At 68.0% G+C, this 19,012-nt stretch carries 16 protein-coding genes and 1 tRNA gene; 11 read left to right on the top strand and 6 right to left on the bottom strand.

Annotated elements, in window-relative coordinates; all coding sequences use genetic code 11:
- Positions 1–102 precede the first annotated feature (102 nt).
- The 9 genes from FHR20_RS07640 (at position 103) to FHR20_RS07680 (ending at position 12,780) form a co-directional block, all read left to right on the top strand.
- Positions 103–2,172, top strand: coding sequence for an alpha/beta hydrolase family protein (locus tag FHR20_RS07640; protein WP_167298926.1), 2,070 nt, complete (start codon positions 103–105; stop codon positions 2,170–2,172).
- Positions 2,173–2,254: 82 nt separating this feature from the next.
- On the top strand, positions 2,255–4,933 hold the full coding sequence (locus tag FHR20_RS07645; RefSeq protein WP_167298927.1) for a valine--tRNA ligase: 2,679 nt from the start codon (positions 2,255–2,257) through the stop codon (positions 4,931–4,933).
- A gap of 165 nt (positions 4,934–5,098) precedes the next feature.
- Complete coding sequence (locus tag FHR20_RS07650) at positions 5,099–6,139, top strand: choice-of-anchor A family protein (RefSeq protein WP_167298928.1); 1,041 nt, start codon at positions 5,099–5,101, stop codon at positions 6,137–6,139.
- A gap of 72 nt (positions 6,140–6,211) precedes the next feature.
- On the top strand, positions 6,212–7,660 hold the full coding sequence (locus FHR20_RS07655) for an MATE family efflux transporter (RefSeq protein ID WP_167298929.1): 1,449 nt from the start codon (positions 6,212–6,214) through the stop codon (positions 7,658–7,660).
- 18 nt (positions 7,661–7,678) lie between these two features.
- Positions 7,679–8,665, top strand: a complete 987-nt coding sequence (gene hemB, locus FHR20_RS07660) for a porphobilinogen synthase (protein ID WP_167298930.1) — start codon at positions 7,679–7,681, stop codon at positions 8,663–8,665.
- Positions 8,662–9,198 carry a GNAT family N-acetyltransferase gene (locus FHR20_RS07665; protein ID WP_167298931.1) on the top strand — a complete coding sequence of 179 codons (537 nt, stop codon included), beginning with the start codon at positions 8,662–8,664 and terminating at the stop codon, positions 9,196–9,198. The genes hemB and FHR20_RS07665 overlap by 4 nt, the downstream gene beginning before the upstream one ends.
- Positions 9,195–9,737, top strand: a complete 543-nt coding sequence (locus tag FHR20_RS07670; RefSeq protein WP_167298932.1) for a GNAT family N-acetyltransferase — start codon at positions 9,195–9,197, stop codon at positions 9,735–9,737. Before FHR20_RS07665 ends, FHR20_RS07670 begins: the two co-directional genes overlap by 4 nt.
- The gene (locus FHR20_RS07675; protein WP_167298933.1) at positions 9,734–10,264 is read left to right on the top strand and encodes a GNAT family N-acetyltransferase; all 531 of its coding nucleotides are present in this window, start codon (positions 9,734–9,736) and stop codon (positions 10,262–10,264) included. The genes FHR20_RS07670 and FHR20_RS07675 overlap by 4 nt, the downstream gene beginning before the upstream one ends.
- A gap of 233 nt (positions 10,265–10,497) precedes the next feature.
- The gene (locus FHR20_RS07680; RefSeq protein ID WP_167298934.1) at positions 10,498–12,780 is read left to right on the top strand and encodes a fused MFS/spermidine synthase; all 2,283 of its coding nucleotides are present in this window, start codon (positions 10,498–10,500) and stop codon (positions 12,778–12,780) included.
- Here the strand turns inward: FHR20_RS07680 and FHR20_RS07685 are convergent, their stop codons facing one another.
- Positions 12,781–13,278 carry a hypothetical protein gene (locus FHR20_RS07685; RefSeq protein ID WP_167298935.1) on the bottom strand — a complete coding sequence of 166 codons (498 nt, stop codon included), beginning with the start codon at positions 13,276–13,278 and terminating at the stop codon, positions 12,781–12,783. It lies immediately after the preceding gene.
- A gap of 82 nt (positions 13,279–13,360) precedes the next feature.
- Here FHR20_RS07685 and FHR20_RS07690 point away from each other — a divergent pair.
- Positions 13,361–13,437: transfer RNA gene (locus tag FHR20_RS07690), tRNA-Arg, on the top strand.
- Between the two features lie 96 nt (positions 13,438–13,533).
- Entirely contained in the window at positions 13,534–13,821 is a 288-nt protein-coding gene (locus FHR20_RS07695; RefSeq protein WP_167298936.1) for a barstar family protein, read from the top strand.
- Between the two features lie 5 nt (positions 13,822–13,826).
- Here FHR20_RS07695 and FHR20_RS07700 read toward each other — a convergent pair whose 3' ends face one another.
- From FHR20_RS07700 to FHR20_RS07720, 5 genes are all read right to left on the bottom strand, one after another.
- On the bottom strand, positions 13,827–15,128 hold the full coding sequence (locus tag FHR20_RS07700) for an ATP-binding protein (RefSeq protein WP_167298937.1): 1,302 nt from the start codon (positions 15,126–15,128) through the stop codon (positions 13,827–13,829).
- 70 nt (positions 15,129–15,198) lie between these two features.
- Positions 15,199–15,411: a hypothetical protein gene (locus FHR20_RS07705; protein ID WP_167298938.1), complete on the bottom strand. Its 213-nt coding sequence runs from the start codon at positions 15,409–15,411 to the stop codon at positions 15,199–15,201.
- Positions 15,412–15,515: 104 nt separating this feature from the next.
- Positions 15,516–16,757 carry an N-succinylarginine dihydrolase gene (locus FHR20_RS07710; RefSeq protein ID WP_208413439.1) on the bottom strand — a complete coding sequence of 414 codons (1,242 nt, stop codon included), beginning with the start codon at positions 16,755–16,757 and terminating at the stop codon, positions 15,516–15,518.
- Complete coding sequence (locus FHR20_RS07715; RefSeq protein WP_167298940.1) at positions 16,757–17,767, bottom strand: arginine N-succinyltransferase; 1,011 nt, start codon at positions 17,765–17,767, stop codon at positions 16,757–16,759. Before FHR20_RS07715 ends, FHR20_RS07710 begins: the two co-directional genes overlap by 1 nt.
- Positions 17,764–18,972, bottom strand: a complete 1,209-nt coding sequence (locus FHR20_RS07720; protein ID WP_167298941.1) for a hydrolase — start codon at positions 18,970–18,972, stop codon at positions 17,764–17,766. Before FHR20_RS07720 ends, FHR20_RS07715 begins: the two co-directional genes overlap by 4 nt.
- Positions 18,973–19,012: the final 40 nt, after the last annotated feature.

Raw genomic sequence — 19,012 nt, forward strand, 5'->3', positions numbered from 1 at the left:
GCATGGCACCCGCCCCGGCGAACGCCGGGGTGCCGAAAATGGCCGCCCGTCGCGCGTGCGGACGATTGTAACGCCTGCAACCTTCCGGCTATCGTAGCCGGCATGAAGCACATCCTGCTCGCGGGCGTCGCGCTCGCTTCCACCGCTGCGCCCGCGCTGGCGCGTGACCTCACCATCCAGGACGTCGCCACCCTGTCGCGCGTCGGTGCCCCCGCAGTTTCGCCCGACGGCCATTGGCTGGTCTGGCAGCAGCGCGAGACCGATCTCGCCGCCAACCGGGGCCGCTACGACCTTTGGCGCCTCGACCTCACCGTGAAGGGCGCCAAGCCCGAGAAGCTCGTTGCCGAAGCCGATGTCAACGAAACCAGCCCGCAATTCTCCGCTGACGGCAAGACCGTCTGGTTCCAGTCGGACAAGGGCGGCGAGGACGCCGTCTGGGGCATCGCGATCACCGGCGGCACCGCGACTCGGCTCACGCATATCCCGGGCGGGTTCAACGGCTTCAAGGTTTCGCCCGACGGCAGCAAGCTGCTTGTCTGGGCCGATCGCAAGCCCGGTGCGCCCAGCCTGGAGCCCGCGATGGTCAAGAAGGACCCGAATGCCGGCTCTGGCCGCACCTATGACCAGCTCTTCGTGCGCCATTGGGATACGTGGAGCAACGGCGAGCGCTCGCAGCTCTTCGTGCTGCCGTTCGGCCCGGACGGCGCGACGGGCAACGGAGTCGCCATCGAAGGCGGCCTGATCGGCGACAGCCCCTCCAAGCCCTTTGGCGGCGGTGAGGAAGTCGCCTGGAGCGCCGACGGCAAGACCGTCTATTTCGCCCTGCGCGAGGCGGGCCGGATCGAGGCCAAGTCGACCAATCTCGACATCTTCGCCGCGCCGGCGGACGGCAGCTCGGCGCCGGTGAACCTCACCAAGGCGAACGAGGGCATGGACAATCTTCCCACCGTCTCGCCCGACGGCAAGTGGCTCGCCTATTTCTCGATGGCGCGCGCCACGTACGAGGCCGATCGCCAGGTCCTCCAGCTGCGCAACCTCGCCACCGGCGAGACCAAGGCGCTGACCCAGGCCTGGGACCGCTCGGTCGGCTCGATCGCCTGGGCGCCGGATTCCAGGACGATCTACGTCACTGCCGAGGATACGCAGGAGAACCCGATCTGGTCGGTCGACCCGCAGACCGGCAAGGTCGCCCGGCTCACCCAGCTCGGTAACGTCACCGCGGTGGTGCCGACCAAGGGCGGCATCGTCTATTCGATGAACAGCCTCACCGCGCCGGACGATTTCTACCAGCTCAAGGGCAAGGCCAGCACCCGCCTGACCTCGGTCAACGCCGAGAAGCTGGCCGGCATCGACCTGCCCAAGGTCGAGCGCTTCAGCTTCGCCGGTGCCAACAACGACACCGTCTGGGGCTATTCGGTGCGTCCGGCCGGCCTGGCCGCGGGCGGGAAGGCACCGATCGCCTTCATCGTCCATGGCGGGCCGCAGGGCAGCAGCAACAACAGCTGGTCCTATCGCTGGAACCCGGCGGTGTTCGCCGGTGCCGGCTATGCGGTGGTCGCAGTCGATTTCCACGGCTCCACCGGCTATGGCCAGGCCTTCACCGATGCGATCCGCAACAATTGGGGCGGCTGGCCGCTCGAGGACCTGCAAAAGGGCCTCAAGGCCGCGACGGACAAGTTCTCGTACCTCGATGCCGACAATGCCTGCGCGCTCGGCGCCTCATATGGCGGCTATATGATGAACTGGATCGAGGGGCAGTGGCCCGATCGGTTCAAGTGCATCGTCCAGCATGACGGCGTGTTCGACGCCCGCGCCATGGCCTATGAGACCGAGGAGCTGTGGTTCGACGAGTGGGAACATGGCGGCAAGGCCTATTTCGAGGATCCCGCCGCGTTCGAGAAGTGGAACCCGGTGAACCATGTCGATAAATGGAAGACCCCGCAGCTGGTGATCACCAGCGAGAAGGACTTCCGCATTCCCTATACCCAGGGCCTGGCCGCCTTCACTGCGCTCCAGCGCCGCGACATCCCCTCCAAGCTGCTGGTCTTCCCGGACGAGAACCATTGGGTGCTCAAGCCGAAGAACTCGATGCAATGGTATGGCACGGTGCTCGGCTGGCTGAACCGATATACGGGCAAGCAGCAGGACGCGGGGACCGCCGCGGCGAAGTGACCCATCCGCAATTCGTCATCCCCGTGCGAGCGGGGATGACGATGGGTTGTGTGTATAGCCTACACATCGCTAAGGGCAGGGCATGTCCGAACTGCCCAAGACCTTCGACCCCGCCGAACTCGAATCCCGCTGGTACCGGCATTGGGAAGCCAATGGCCTGTTCCGCCCCGCGCGCGACGGCGCCGATCCCTGGACGCTGGTCAACCCGCCGCCCAATGTGACGGGCAGCCTCCATATCGGCCACGCCCTCGACAATACGCTGCAGGACATCCTCGTCCGCCATGCGCGGCTGAAGGGCAAGGACGCGCGCTGGGTGGTCGGCACCGATCATGCCGGCATCGCGACCCAGATGGTCGTCGAGCGCCAGATGAACCTCAGGCAGCAGAAGCGCACCGACTTCACGCGCGAGGAGTTCGTCGCCAAGGTCTGGGAGTGGAAGGAGGAGAGCGGCGGCGAGATCACCCAGCAGCTCCGCCGCCTCGGCTGCTCGATGGACTGGTCCGACGAGCGCTTCACCATGGACGAGGGCTTTTCCAAGGCCGTTCTCAAGGTGTTCGTCGAGCTGCACAGGCAGGGCCTGCTCTATCGCGACAAGCGCCTGGTGAACTGGGATCCGGGCCTGGGCACCGCGATCAGCGACCTCGAAGTCGAGACCAGGGACGTCAAGGGCAGCTTCTGGCACCTGAAATATCCGCTCGCCGACGGATCCGGCCATATCGAGGTCGCCACCACGCGCCCCGAGACGATGCTGGCCGACATGGCGGTCGCCGTGAACGCCGAGGACAAGCGCTACGCCGATCTGGTCGGCAAGATGGTCAGGCTGCCGATCACCGGCCGCCTGATCCCGATCGTCACCGACGAGCATGCCGATCCCGAGCTGGGCTCGGGCGCGGTGAAGATCACGCCGGGGCATGACTTCAACGACTTCGAGGTCGGCAGGCGGGCCGGGATCGAGGCGCGCGACATGCTCAACATGCTCGATGCAAAGGCGCGCATTACCCAGACATCGGACGGGCTGATCCCCGCCGAACTGCTCGGGCTCGACCGGTTCGACGCGCGCAAGCAGGTGATCGCGCGGCTGAAGGAAGAAGGCTTCCTGATCCCGCATGTCGACAAGGAAGGCGTCGAGCACGACGCCGAGCCGCGCACGATCGCGACGCCGTTCGGCGACCGCTCCGGCGACGTGATCGAGCCCTGGCTGACCGACCAATGGTATGTCGACGCCGCGACGCTGGCCAGGCCGGCGATCGAGGCGGTGCGCTCCGGCGCGACCAGGATCGTGCCGAAGAGCTGGGAAAAGACCTATTTCAACTGGATGGAGAACATCCAGCCCTGGTGCGTCTCGCGCCAGCTCTGGTGGGGACACCGGATCCCGGCATGGTTCGCCGAGGACGGCAGCATCTATGTCGCAGAAAGCGAGGCCGAAGCCCAGGCGCTGGCCGGGGAGGGCGTGAAGCTCACCCAGGACAATGACGTCCTCGACACCTGGTTCTCCTCCGCGCTCTGGCCCTTCGCGACGATGGGCTGGCCGGAGAACCCCGATCCCACGCTCGGCGGGCGCTATCCGAACGACGTGCTGATCTCGGGCTTCGACATCCTGTTCTTCTGGGATGCGCGGATGATGATGCAGGGCTTGCATTTCATGAAAGCAGTGCCCTTCAAGACCTTGTATCTCCACGGTCTCGTCCGCGCGGCCGATGGGCAGAAAATGTCCAAGTCGAAGGGCAATGTCGTCAATCCGCTCGGGCTGATCGACAGCTATGGCGCCGATGCGCTGCGCTTCTTCATGGCGGCGATGGAGAGCCAGGGCCGCGACATCAAGATGGATGAGCGCCGGATCGAAGGCTATCGCAACTTCGCGACCAAGCTATGGAACGCGGCGCGCTTCGCCCAGTCGAACGGCATCGGCGCGTCGACCACGCTCGAGCCGCCCGCGGCCGAGCTCGCGGTCAATCGCTGGATCGTCGCCGAGACGGTGGCGACGGTGCAGGCGATCGACCTGGCGCTGGCCGACCTGCGCTTCGACGAGGCGGCGAATGCCATCTACCAGTTCGTCTGGAGCCGGTTCTGCGACTGGTATCTCGAGCTGATCAAGCCGGTGCTGCAGGGCGAGGGCGCAGAAGGTGTCGAAGAGACGCGCGCGGTGGCGGGCTGGGTGCTCGACCAGATCCTGGTCATGCTCCATCCGTTCATGCCCTTCATCACCGAGGAACTCTGGTCGAAGATGGGCCCGCGCGATCACGAGCTGATCGTGGCGAAATGGCCGATGGCGGATGCCCGCGCGCTCGATCCCTCGGCCGCGCAGGAGATCGACTGGCTGATCCGCCTGGTGAGCGAGATCCGTGCGGCGCGGACCGAGCTGAACGTGCCCCCGGGCGCACGCCTGCCGATCTTCGTGCGCGATGCCGCGGCCGAGACGAGCGCTCGCCTCGGCCGGCAGGAAGCCGCGCTCGCTCGCCTTGCGCGCGTCGATCAGGCTTCGGGTGAAGTGCCCGCCGGCGGCTCGCTGCAGATCGTCGTCGACGAAGCGACCTTCGTGGTGCCGCTCGGCGACGTGGTCGACCTCGAGGCCGAGAAGACTCGCCTCGCCAAGGCGATCGCGGCGGCCGGGAAGGAGCGCGACGGCCTGGCGGGCCGGCTGAACAACCCGAGCTTCGTCGAGAAGGCCAAGCCCGAGGCTGTGGAAAAGGCGCGCGCCGACCATGCCGAGAAGGCCGCCGAGGCCGAGCGGCTGAGCGCCGCGCTGGCGCGACTGGGTTGACCCAGATCCGCCGTCCCCGCCCGGGCGGGGACGGCGTGTCCGGGGGTTGGCGCGTCCATTCGTCGCAACTCCCGAATCGGGACGCCATTAACCAAGCTTCTCAATATCTTCCGGGCGCCCCGTGCCCTTAACCAAGCTCCGAGTCGTCAATCCCTCGGAGTCGCCATGAACCGCTTCCTGCTCTCCGCCGGCGCCGCCGCGGCGGCGCTGTTCGCCGCCGTGCCCGCGTCCGCCCAGTCCATCGCCGGGCTCGATGCGCTGCGCACCTGGAACCTGGTAGTGCTCGGGGACCTGACTTCCTCCTCGGAAGTCGAGGGGCGGACCTTCGTCGGCGGCAACCTCAACGGCAATTCCTCCAACTATCAGATCGCCAATCCCGCCCCGAGCCCGCTCGGCGTGCCCGGCCTCACCGTGGTGGGCGACGTCAACGGCTCGACCAAGAACCTCAACAACGGTTCGGGCGCGGTGATCGGCGGCAACGTCAACAGCGGCTTCAACCTCAACGGCCCGGCGCAGACGGTGAAGGTCGGCGGCACGATCGCCAACACCAACGTCAACCAGAACACGGTGCAGTCGGGCCTGTCGGCAAGCGATCCGGCCTTCTCGGTCAATCTGAAGCAGCAGGGCAGCCTGCTCACCAGCAGCCTTACCGACCTGTCGCGCACGCTGGGCGGGCTCGATGCCAACAGCAACCTGGTGATCGCCGGCAATCGCGGCACCTTCAACGCAGTGCCGAATGCCAGCGGCGTGGCGGTGTTCAACATCAGCGCCGCCGATCTCGACAGGATCGGCGAGATCCAGTTCAACCTGAACGGGGCGGACACTGCGATCGTCAACGTCAGCGGCGCGAACGTGACGCTCAACGACAATTTCCTGGGCGGCACCCAGGGGCTGGGCCAGCACGTCATCTGGAACTTCCCCGACGCGAAGACGCTGAACGCCACCACCGCCTGGGGCGGATCGGTGCTCGCGCCGAATGCGGCAGCGACCACGGGCAATTACATCCAGGGCTCGGCGGTGTTCGGCAGTCTTGTCCAGAACGGCGAGTTCCATCTCGGCACCTATACCGGCACCTATACGCCGCCGGGCACCACCAATCCGGGCGGCGGCGACCCCAGCCCGATCCCGGAAGAGGCGGTCGGCCTGTTCGCGCTGGGCATGGTCGCGCTCTGGGCCATGCGCCGCCGGAGCGCCCGCACGGCTTGACCTGACCGCCGCCCGGTGCTGGTGAGGGGAGGCGGGAGGTCCTTTCCGCCGACTCCAACCAGAGCGAGCGCCATGGCCGGTCCCCCCCAACGCCACGACCTGACCCAGGGCCCGATCAGCCGGACGCTGCTGCTGTTCGCGCTGCCCACGCTCGGCTCGAACATCCTCCAGTCGCTCAACGGCTCGATCAACTCGATCTGGGTCGGCCGGTTCCTGGGGGAACAGGCGCTGGCGGCAACGGCCAACGCCAACATCATCATGTTCCTGATGTTCTCGGCAGTATTCGGCTTCGGCATGGCAGCGACCATCCTGATCGGCCAGTCGATGGGCCGGCGCGACGTCGAGGCGGCGCGGCGCGCCTTCGGCTCGGCGATCGGGCTGGTGATGGGCGGCGCCGTGGTGATCGCCATCCTGGGCTGGCTGTTCGCCCCGCAGATCCTCCGCCTGCTCGCCACCCCCGGCGAGGCGCAGGACATGGCGCGCGACTATCTGCGCGTCATCTTCCTCGGCCTGCCGTTCAGCATGCTCGGCGTGCTCATCCAGATGAGCCTGCGCGGCACCGGCGATTCGATCACGCCGCTGTGGTTCATGGTGCTGAGCGTCACGATCGACGCGGGGCTGAACCCGCTGCTGATCCAGGGCATCGGCCCGTTCCCCCGCATGGGCATCGCCGGCTCGGCCACCGCGACGCTGATCGCCGGGCTGGTCTCGTCCTTCGGCCTGCTCCTCTATGTCTATTGGCGCGACTTGCCGGTGCGGCTGCGCGGTCATGAGCTGCATTATCTGATCCCGGAACGGGCGCTGGTCCGCACCATCGTCGCCAAGGGGTTGCCGATGGGCGCGCAGATGCTCGTCATGTCCACTGCCGGCCTCACCATGATCGGGCTGGTCAACCGCCTGGGCGTCGACACCGCGGCGGCCTATGCCGTCTCGCAGCAGCTCTGGACCTATATCCAGATGCCGGCGATGGCGATCGGCGTCGCCGTGTCGAGCATGGCCGCACAGAATATCGGCGCGGGCCGGTGGGATCGGGTGAACGCCATCACCCGCTCCGGGCTGGTCTACAACACTGCGATCACCCTGGTCGTGATCGTCGCGATCCTGCTGTTCGACCGCCCGGTGATGGCGCTGTTCGTCGGCGGCGACAGTCCGGCGATCCCGATCGCCCGCCACATCCAGCTGCTTGCCAGCTGGACCTTCGTGATGTTCGGCGCGACCATGGTGCTGTTCTCCACCGTGCGGGCCAATGGCGCCACCGTGCCGCCCCTGGTCATCCTGGCGATCACGCTCTTCCCGATCCGCTTCGGCTTCGCGGTGCTCGGCCAGCGCTGGTTCGGCAGCGACGCGCTGTGGCTGGCCTTTCCGATCGGATCCGCCTGCTCGCTGACGCTCGCGGCGCTCTATTATCGCTATGGCCGCTGGCGCAGCGAAGTGCTCGAAGTGCCGCCCGAGCCCGCCACGGTGGAGGAGGAGGCGCTCGCCGCCACCGAGCCCGCGGGACGCTTGCAACCCAATTGCTGAGGGCGCATCAGCGCGGCCATGAGTCAGTATCCCGCGCTCCGCCTCCGCCGCACCCGCGCTTCCGAATGGAGCCGCCGGCTGCATGCGGAAACCCTGCTCACCCCGGCGAACCTGATCTGGCCGCTCTTCGTCACCGAAGGCGAGGCGGAAGAGCCGATCGCATCGCTGCCCGGCGTCTCGCGCTGGGGCCTGAGGGACATCGTGGCGCGCGCGCGCGAGGCCCGCGACCTCGGCATTCCCTGCCTGGCGCTCTTCCCCAATACGCCGCGGGAACTGCGCACCGATGACGGGCGCGAGGCGCTCAACCCGGACAATCTGATGTGCCGGGCGATCCGCGCGATCAAGGATGCGGTGCCCGAGATCGGCGTGCTCACCGACGTGGCGCTCGATCCCTATACCGCGCACGGCCATGACGGCATCGTCGACGCCCAGGGCTATGTCCTGAACGACGAGACCAGCGCGGTCCTGGTCGACCAGGCGCTGCTCCAGGCCGAGGCGGGGGCGGACATCGTCGCCCCGTCGGACATGATGGACGGCCGGGTCGGCGCGATCCGCGGCGCGCTCGAGGCCAATGGCCATGTCAACGTCCAGATCATGGCCTATGCCGCCAAATATGCCTCGGCCTTTTACGGCCCGTTCCGCGACGCGGTCGGCAGCCGCGGGCTGCTCAAGGGCGACAAGAAGACCTATCAGATGGACCCGGCCAATGCCGAGGAAGCGCTGCGCGAAGTCGCGCTCGACCTGGCCGAGGGCGCGGACAGCGTGATGGTGAAGCCCGGGCTGCCCTATCTCGACATCATCCTGCGGGTGAAGGACGCGTTCCAGGTGCCGGTCTTCGCCTATCAGGTCTCCGGCGAATATGCGATGATCGAAGCCGCCGCTGCCGCCGGGGCTGGGGAGCGCGACGCGCTGGTGCTCGAGACGCTGATGGCCTTTCGCCGCGCCGGCTGCTCGGGCATGCTCACCTATCACGCGCCGCTGGCGGCAAGGCTGCTCGCCGGATGATCGCCACCGAACGCCTTCTCCTCCGCCCCTGGCGCGAGGCGGACAAGCCCGTCTTCCATACCCTCGCCAACACGCCGGCGATGATGGCGCATTTCGGCGGCCCCGTGCCCCAGGCGAAGCACGATGCCATCATCGACAGGATGATGGCCCAGCAGGCGCGCCACGGCCATTGCATGTGGGTGGTCGAGCTCCTTGGGACCGGCGAGATGGCCGGTGTCTGCGGCGTGCGCATCGGCGGCCATCCCGACACGCCGGTGCCCGAGGAGCTGGAGATCGGCTGGCGCATCGGCGAGAAATTCTGGGGGCAGGGCATTGCGCGCGAGGCAGCGGAGGCAAGCATCGCCTGGAGCTGGGCCAATACCGACCGTCCGCGCATCGCCGCCTGGACGGTGATCGGCAACAGGCGCAGCTGGGGGCTGATGGAGCGGCTCGGCATGCACCGCCGCGCCGATCTCGATTTCCGGCACCCCGATTATGCGCCCGGCGATCCCTTCGGCGCGATGATCGTCTACGCGATCGACCGTCCGGCATGATCGAGACCGCCCGCCTTCACCTGCGCCCCTGGGCGCCCGAGGATCGCCCGGCGTTCGAGGCGCTGGTCAACACGCCCGCGATGATGGCCCGGCTCGGCGGCCTGAAGGGGCCAGCGGACATCGATGCCATGTTCGCGCGCCGGCTCGACGATCAGGCCCGCTACGGCTTCTGCTATTGGGCCACGGTGCTGCGCGACACCGGCGAACTGGTCGGCAGTTGCGGCATCCGCATCGCCAGCAACTACGGCTCCGAAGCGCCCGTCGCCGGAATGCCGGAAATCGGCTGGCGCGTCGCCGAGGCGCATTGGGGCAAGGGCTATGCCCGCGAGGCCGCCGAGGCGAGCATCGCCTGGGGCTGGGCCAATCTCGACGCGTCTGCGATCGGCGCCTGGACTACCATCGGGAACACCGCCAGCTGGGGACTCATGGAGCGTCTCGGCATGCAGCGCCGTGCGGATCTCGATTTCCGCCTCCGCGGCTATTCCGCGGAGGACCCGGTGGGCGCGATGATCGTCTATATGCTGGAGCGCCCCCGATGATCGAAACCGAACGCCTGATCCTGCGTCGTTGGCGGGACAGCGATCGCCCGGCCTGGCATGCCATGGGCCGGGATCCCGCGGTGATGGAGTTTCTCGGCCCGCCCCTGTCTCCGGAAGCGGCGGACGCGGCCATGGCGCGGCAGAACGCCCTGCTCGACGCGCACGGCCATTGCTTCTGGGCGGTCGAGCGCAAGGAGGATGGTGCCTTCCTGGGCTTTTGCGGCCTCAAGCCCGGTCCGGAGGGCACGCCGCTCTTCGGCGAAGTCGAGATCGGTTGGCGCTTCGCTCCGGCCCATTGGGGCAGGGGCTATGCCCGCGAGGGCGCGCAGGCCAGCCTCGACTGGGCCTGGGCCAATCTCGACGTGCCGACGGTCGCGGCGATGACAGTGCTCGGCAACACCCGCAGCTGGGGATTGATGGAGCGTCTGGGCATGGTGCGGGCGCCCGCCGACGACTTCATCCATCCGCAGGCGCCCGATTGGCTGAACCCGCACATCACCTATCGGATCGCGCGACCCGCCGGGTAGGACACCGGGCATATCGGCGCTCGGGCACCGGCGACCCTTTACTAGCGGGATTTCCTCTGCTTGCGTCCGCTGCATGATCGTGTCGCACATCCTGCAGCTTGCCTCGTCCGAGCGGAGCGGAGACTCCGGACGGGGAAATCGGGGCCCCCATGCCCCGAACTTCCTGAATTTCCGCCCGCGGTTCATCCATCGGCAAGCCGAATCGCTGCACAGCGGCGCGGAGGCCTGAGGCGATGGAGAATGCAATCGACGACGTGACGCCGCAGGCCGGCACGCGCACCACGCGCTGGCTGTTCGTCGCCGCGATCCTGGCTGGCTCCTTCCTGCTCTTCCTCGTTCAGCCCATGGTCGCGCGCATGGCGCTGCCCCAGCTGGGCGGCGCGCCCGCAGTGTGGAACAGCGCGATGCTGGTCTATCAGGCGCTGCTGCTCGGCGGCTATTCCTATGCGCACTGGCTCGGCCGGGTGCCGCCACGGGCCCAGGCGACGATCCATCTCGCCGTGCTTCTGGTAGCGGCGCTCTGGCTGCCGATCGGCGTGATCGCCATGGAACTGCCCGGCGAAGCGGAGCCGGCGCTCTGGGTGCCCTGGCTGCTCGTCGCCTCGATCGGCCCGCTGTTCTTCGCCATCTCGGCCCAGGCGCCGCTTCTCCAGCGCTGGTACAGTATCGCCAGCCATGGGCGGGATCCCTATGCCCTTTACGCCGCCTCCAATATCGGCAGCTTCGGCGGGCTGATCGCCTATCCGCTGATCGTCGAGCCCAATCTGGCGCTCAAGGGACAGAGCTGGCTGTGGACCGGCGGTTACGTGCTGGTCCTGCTCCTCGTTGCCGGCTGCGCCGCGCGCCTGCCGCGCCGGGCGGAAGACGAGCCGCATGTCGCGCACCATACGCCCGCGCCGCCCTGGCGCCGGGTGTTCCACTGGATCGCGCTGGCGCTGGTCCCCTCGGGCCTGATGCTGGCGACCACCACCTTCCTCACCACCGACATCGTGGCAGTGCCGATGCTGTGGGTGCTGCCGCTCGGCCTCTATCTGCTGAGCTTCTCGGTCGCCTTTCGCGACAATGCGGTGCTGCCCGAGATTCTCACCAAGTTCGCGCCGGTGATCATCCTGATGTTCGGCGCAACGCTGATCGCCGGCCATCAGCAGCTCGCCTATCTCAACGCCGTCATCGGGCTGTTGCTGCTTTTCACCGTCTCGGTGACGCTGCATGCCCGCATGTATGCCTTGCGGCCGGCGCCGGACCGGCTCACCGGCTTCTATCTCGCCATGTCGGTGGGCGGCGTGCTCGGCGGCGTGTTCGCCGGCCTGATCGCGCCGATCCTGTTCGACTGGACCTATGAATATCCGCTGCTCGTGCTGGCGGCGGGCGCGCTCTGCCCGCAGATGTTCCTCCTGTCGGCGATCGGGGATTTCTGGCGGCACGGGACGCGGGGCAAGACGATCACGCTGGTCGCGCTCGTCGTGCTGCTGGTCTGGCTCGGCGCGGTCAATCCCGGCAACCTCCTCGGCATCATGCACGAGCAGATCGCCTTCGTGCTCGTCGCGCTGCTCGGCCTGTTCGCAGTGGGGCGCCGCCCGGCCTATCTGGCGGCGCTGGCGGGCGGGCTGATCCTGTTCGGCGGCTATCGCTCGATCCAGCTCTCGCTCACCGATGCGCGCACGCGCAGCTATTTCGGCGTCTACACCGTCACCGACTATGACAATGAGCGCCAGCTCGCGCACGGCACCACGCTGCACGGCATCCAGCTGAAGGGCGCGCTCTCGACGCGGCCGACGACCTATTACGTGCCCGGATCGGGCGTGGGGCAGGCGATGCAGGCGCTGCCCGACCTCTATGGTGCGGCCGCACGCGTCGGCGTGGTCGGCCTCGGCACCGGTACGCTCGCCTGCTATGCCAAGCCCGGCCAGAGCTGGCGCTTCTTCGAGATCGATCCGGCGATCGTCCATCTCGCCCGCGATTCGGGCAAGTTCACCTTCCTGCGGCAATGCGCGCCCCAGACGCGCATCTCGATCGGCGATGCGCGCGTGCGCCTGACCGAGACGCAGAGCGCCAGCCTGGACCTGCTCGCGCTCGACGCCTTCTCGTCGGATACGGTGCCGATGCATCTGCTCACGCGCCAGGCCTTCGCCACCTATGGCCGGGTGCTGGCGCCGAACGGGCTGCTGCTCGTCCACATCTCCAACCGGTTCATGGCGCTGGCGCCCGTGGTGTCCGCCGCGGCGCACGATGGCGGCTGGAAGGCGGTGCGGCTGTCCTATGAGCCGGAGCCGCATTTCGTCGCCACCCCGCAGCCGGGCGGCGGCACGAAGGTGGAGCAGATCGAGCCCGAGGCCGAATCGGCTTCGGAATGGATCGCGCTCAGCCATGACCAGGCGATGCTCGACCGGCTGGTGGCCCGCGGCGGCGGCTGGCGGCGGCTTCAGTCCTGGCCCGGTTTCGAACCCTGGACCGATGACTATGCTTCGGTGATGCCCGTGCTCCGGGTGCTGCACCCGGAGCTGGCGGGGAACTGACTAGCGGCCGGTGCCGCCCAGCGCGGCTTCGAGCGAATCGATCCTTGCCTGTTGCGAGGAAGCGGCCCGGTCGGCATCGGCCAGGGCGGCATCGAGCGCGGGATAGGGCGGCAGGCCGTCGACGCCGCGCTGGGTCGCCAGCGCGTCCAGGTCCGACAGGGCAGTCACGGCCGGGCGGCGCAGCTCGGCGAGCTGACCCATCGCTACCTGCGCCTGCAGCCAGGCCTCGGAGCCCTGGGGCAGGCCGCGCGAGACGGCGATCCTGGCCTCGGCATCCTGGGCACCGGCGGTGAAGGCCTTGGTGCCTGCATCCAGCGCCCCGCGGATCTCGGCGATTCGCTTGTCGAGCGCGGCATCGGGCGTCGCGACCGGCACCGGCCGCTCGGGCTCGGCAAGGCTCGTCGATTCGATGGGGCGAGGCAGCAGCGAGGGATATCGGCCCGTCGCCTGGGTGCAGCCGGCGAGCCCGGCGAAGCTGAGCAGCAGAATAAATCGCATGTCAGCGCCTTATGCTTGTGGAAAACTGCACGCAACGGCTTGCGCGATCCGAAAACCGCTTCTAAAGGCACCCCTCCACAGCGCGCCCGTAGCTCAGCTGGATAGAGCATCAGACTACGAATCTGAGGGTCGGACGTTCGAATCGTTCCGGGCGCGCCATTAAAAACCCCGCTAGGCCAACGGCTTAGCGGGGTTTTTATGTTCCGGGGTTCGAGCGTACTTGGCGCTCCGGCCGCGCCCTGCGATGCAGGCATCATGCGGACCATCCATATCGATTGCACGGGGGTGACGTCGCCGGGGGCGTTCTGGCAACGCTATCTCGACGCTGCCGCCCCCGAGCAGGCGGACCTGTTCGGATGCAATCTGGACGCCTTCTGGGACGCCATGGAAGCGGGAGGGCCGGGATGGCCCGGCGGGGCAAGGCTGGTCTTCACCCATTCGGAGGCGCTGCGGCCGCTGAAGTGCCGGGACGGCATGTCTTTCCTGGATGCGCTGCGCCGAATCGCGACCGAGTCGACCGCGACGCGGATCGAGTTCACCTGACCGAATCAGGCCGTGGGTGGGTTGCCCGGCAGGATCACGGTCACGCGCAGGCCGCCGATCGGCGAGCGGCTCGCCTCGATCCGCCCGTGATGCGCCTCCACGATCGCTCGCGCGGTCGCCAGGCCCAGGCCCGAGGCCGCCGATTCGTCGGCACGATCCGAACTGCGGTAGAAAGGCTCGAACAGGCGCTGGGCGAGCATTACGTCCACGCCGGGCGCATTGTCGTCGATGATCAGTCGCCAGGCGTCGCGCGAACTCTCCAGGCCCAGCACGATGCGGCCGTTGCGCGGCGTGTAGCGCAGCGAATTGTCGATCAGCGCGCCGAACAGCTGCTCGATTCGCGCGCCGTCCCATTTCACGATCACCGTATATTCGGGGAGCGTGCTCGTCTCCAGCCGCACGCCCTGCGCCTCGGCGCGCTTGCGATCGGCATAGATGGCATTGTGGATCAGCGCGCGCGGATCGACCGAGGCGAAGGTGACGGGCAGGCGGCCGAGATCGGCGAGCGCGACCGCGTTCAGGTCCTCCGCCATGTGGATCAGCCGCCGGGTATCCTCCTCGATCGCGCCGATCAGCGCGGGCGGAAGCGGCGGCTGCACGTCGCACAGCTTGATGAAATGCTCGCCCATATTCTCGGTCGGGCCCTTGAGCTCGCCCGAAATCGAGACCAGCCAGGTGCGGCGCGCGGTTTCCAGGCGGCTGAACTGGCTGGCGATGCGGCGCAGGTTGCGCATCGTCGCCACCACTTCGGCCGGCCCTTCCTCGTCGAAATAAAGGTCGAGGTCGCCGTTCACCACGTCGCGGCTCATCCGGTAGAGCTGGAGCTGCGGCCGCGACCAGCGCCGCGCGAAGACATAGGCCATCACCAGCAGCAGCACGAACAGCACCACCACGATGGCGGCCACGCCGATATACTGGGTGGCGAGCACACGCCGGTCCTGGTCGGAAAGTTCGGGCGGGCGGACCACCCGCGCCGTCGCCACCGTGCGGCCGTCGACCTGGACGGGGCGCTCGGCGCGCGCGGCCAGGGAAGTGGTGGGGCCGGCGATCGCGTGGCCCTGCGGATCCACGAGCAGGATGCGGCCGGCAAGCGGCCCGGGCAGGTTCGCGACCTGATCGAGCGGGCGCCCGGCGCGGGCCGCTTCGGCAACCGTCTGGACAAAGGCGTCGAGCCGCTCGCGATCGCGCTGGGCCAGCTCGGCCTGCTGGCTCTCGTGCATCACGAACACCATCAGGCCGCCCGGCACGATCGCCGCGAGCAGCGCCTGCGCCGCCAAAGAGGAAAAGATGCCTCGAAACAAACGCACGCGCTCAGAACCTCCCCACAGGCCAGCTCGCCGGCCCTAGCCCCCGACTATTACAGACGCAATTCCCCGCTCAATCCGGAACATCGAAGCTGTCCAGTATCTTGGCGCCCGCCATGAATACAGCAATCGGGCACAACGCGAAGAGCATCCAGCCACCCCAGCCCGGAAACTTCCCCAGATAATGGACCCCGCGTTCGGTCGCGCCACAGGCAAGGCCATAGATGACCAGAAAGGCCTCGAACTTGGTCTTGATCGTGAACAGGCGACGGATGCGATGGAGCATGGCAAAGGTTAAGCAAGCGCCGGGCCAAGCGCCAAAACACGTAGTTTCGCGTTAAATTAGATAGTTAACTGTCAATTATTCCGACAGTTCGGCCGTCCGTGACGCTAGAGGAGCTCCGGGATCTCCAATGCCTCCAGCAGCGCCCGGCGCGCGGCCTCGACCCGGGCGATCAGCGCCGGATCGGCAATCGAGTCGAAGGGGATGGCCTCGGGCCAATGCACCTCGATCACCCTGGCGATGCGATCGAGCTTGCCTTCGTCCACCAGGAAGCGCGGATCGACCGTCGCGGGATCGCACACCACGCGCAGGCGCAGACAGGCGGGCCCGCCGCCATTGGCCATGGACTGGCGAACATCGACCACTTCGAGCCGCCGGATCGGGCCATTGCCTGCGACATGTTCCTGCAGCCAGCGCCATACCGACGGCGTGTCGCGTGCCTCGCCGGGCAGCACCAGCGCCATTTCGCCCGAGGGCAGGGTGACCAGCTGGGCATTGAACAGATAGGATTTGATCGCATCCGCGAGGCTCACCTGGGCAGCGGGCACTTCGACGATCTCGAGCTGAGGCAGCATCGTGCGCAGATCGGCGTAGAAGCGATCCTTCCCGGCAAAGGCCAGCTCGTGCGCGAACAGCACGGGGCCGTTCGCCACCGCGACCACGTCGTTGTGAAACGCGCCCGCCGCAATCGCTTCCTCGGATTGCTGGACGAACAGGACGCGCTCGAGCCGATGCTTCCGCGCCACCGCCGCGCTCGCGTCGGGGTGCTGGCGCGCGGGGAAGGGGCCGCCCGAGATGCCGTAGACGAACACTTCCACGCCCGGCGCTTCATGGCTGGCGGCAAGCCGCATGTGATTGGCCGCGCCCTCGTCGCCGAACGGCGCCGGCACGGGAGCGTGCACCGTGAAGGCGGGATCGGCGAAGGCGAGGCGGAGCTGTGCCAGCGTCTCGGGCCATTCATGGCTGCGATGGGGCATCGTCACCAGATTGGCGACGCTGAGATGGCATGTTCCGTCCGCGGCGTCGGGCGCGGGCGAGACGGTCGCGGCATTGGCCGCCCACATCGGCGAGGCAGACAGCGCCTGGGCCTGGCTATGCGGCGGAGCATCCTCGAAACGCGTGCCCAGGCTGGCGAGCCAGCGATGGTCGGGCCGGGCATGGGGGAGGAAAATGCCCTGGGCGAGCCCGAGCGCGAGATTGGCGCGCATCTTGGCGACCCCCTGCAGCGCCGCGGCGCGCGGGAAGGACGTCTCGCCCCGATTTCGCGTTGCGGCGAGGTTGCCATGGCTGAGGCCGGCATAATTGTGGCTCGGGCCGATGATCCCATCGAAGTTGATCTCGATCAGCATCAACGCCCCACATGCATGACTTCGCCGCCCTTGCCGACGCCGAGCAGCTCGGCGGTACGCGAGTCGATCGCCACGCCGCCTTCGCGCTCGGCCACGCGGCCCTGGGTCACCCGGAACTCCTGGAGCCTGCCCGTGGCGACCAGCGCCGCCTCGCCACCGGCTTCGATCGCCACCACCGTCGCGGTCCTTGCGTCACGCACCGTCTTCACCTGATCGGTGCGCGCGGTCATCGTCGGGCCGCCGTCGAAGATGTCGACATAGCGTTCCCAGGCAAAGCCTTCGCTCTCCAGCATGCGCATCGCGGCGCGGCCGGAGGGGTGGGGCAGGCCGATCACGCCGCGCGCGCTCTCCTGCAGCATCGCCGTATAGATCGGGTGCTTGGGCATCAGGTCGGCGATGAACTGGTTGCCATGAACGGCGTTGAAGCTGTCCGCTTCCTGGAAGTTCATCCCGAAGAAACGCCCCGCGACGCCGTCCCAGAAGGGCGACCCGCCGGCTTCGTCGATCACGCCGCGCAACTCGGCCAGGATCCGCTCGGCGAAGCGATGGCGGTGGCGCGCGATGAAGAGGTAGCGGCTGCGCGCCAGCAGCATGCCGAGACCGCCGGCGCGCTCGCCCGGGTGCAGGAACAGGCCGCCGACCTCGCTGGCCCCTTCCAGGTCGTTGACCAGGCTGAGCGTCTCGGCGCGGAAGGTGCGGCCCAGTTCCTCGCTGTGCTTGGTCTCGGTGGCGAGGCGATAGGAATAGAAGGGCCAGCGCTGCCCGACCGCGGTGAAGATCTGGCAGGTGCCGCGCACTTCGCCGGTATCCATGTTCTCGAGCACGAGCACGAACACGTCGTCGCCGCTCTCGTCGTCGCCGCGCTCGAAGGCGGCGTGGCTGCGCGCGAGCTTGGCGCGGAGCACTTCCTTCTCGGGCTGGAGATTGGTGAAGCCGCCGCCGGTCAGCTTCGCCATCTCGTAGAGCGCCTGCAGATCCTCGTCGCGGGCGGCACGGATCACGAAACTCATATTTTCCCCTTCTCGGCGATACGCAACATGGTGACGGCGGAGAGGGCGGCGCGCTCGGCCAGGCTCTCCGGGATCAGGAATTCTTCGGCGCTGTGGATGAGGCCGCCGCGCGCGCCCATGGTGTCGACCACCGGCACGCCCGCCGCGGCGATGTTGTTGCCGTCGCATACGCCGCCGGAGAATTTCCATGCGACGGGGATGCCCAGATCGGCACCCGACGCCTTCACCAGTTCGAACAGCCCCTCCGCGCCTGCGTCCAGCGGCTTGGGCGGGCGATTGAAGCTGCCATGGACATGGATGCGCACGTCATGCTTGACCGAGACGATCGCCACCGCCTGGTCGATCGCGATCCGCGCCCGGGTTATCGCTTCGCTGTCCCTGGGGCGGAAATTGACGCGCAGGATCGCGAGTTCCGGTACGACATTATTGGGTCCGCCGCCGTCGATCTTCGCGGGGTTGACGGCCAGGCCGGGAGCCTTGGCGTCATTCAGCCGCATCGCCAGGTCGGCCGCGGCGACGAGCGCGTTGCGCCCCTCGTCCGGATTGCGCCCGGCATGGGCCGACTTGCCATGGACGAGAATCGAGAAATTGCCCGTGCCGCCGCGCGCGCCGGCCAGCGTGCCGTCGGGCAAGGCAGGCTCATAGGTGAGCGCCGCGATCTTTCCCTTCGCAGCGCCGGCGATCAGCCCGGCGGAGGAGAAGGAGCCGGTCTCCTCGTCGGAATTGATCAACACCTCGTACCCAAGCCGCACCGCGAGCGGGCTGTCCTCCACGGCCTCCAGCGCGGCGAGCATCAGCGCGAGCCCACCCTTCATGTCGGCGGCGCCCGGCGCATTGAGGTTGCCGTCCGGCAGCCAGCGGTTCGCCTGGAAGGGATGATCGGCGCCGTAGACGGTGTCCATATGGCCGGTGAGCAGGATCTGCACCGGCGCCTCCGGCCGCACGGCGAGATGGAGGTGGCGGCCATGCGCCAGCGCCTCCACGCGCCCGTCGGCGGTCACGCTCTCGGCAGGCTCCGGATCCAGCAGCGCCAGGTGGCCGGGCAGAACGGAGAAGGCATCGGCCAGCGCATCGGCCATGCGGCCCAGTCCCGCCAGGTTGCGGGTGCCGCTGTTGATCGCAGTCCAGGCCTCGGTGCGCGCCAGCATGGGCGACGCCGCGGCCCTCTCCACTGCCGCGCATTCTGTCTTGGAAAGCTCGGTCATCCCGAGCACCTAGCGCGTAAAACCATCTTCGTCATCCCGC

Source organism: Sphingomonas leidyi (assembly GCF_011761945.1).
Classification (GTDB): Bacteria; Pseudomonadota; Alphaproteobacteria; order Sphingomonadales; family Sphingomonadaceae; genus Sphingomonas; species Sphingomonas leidyi.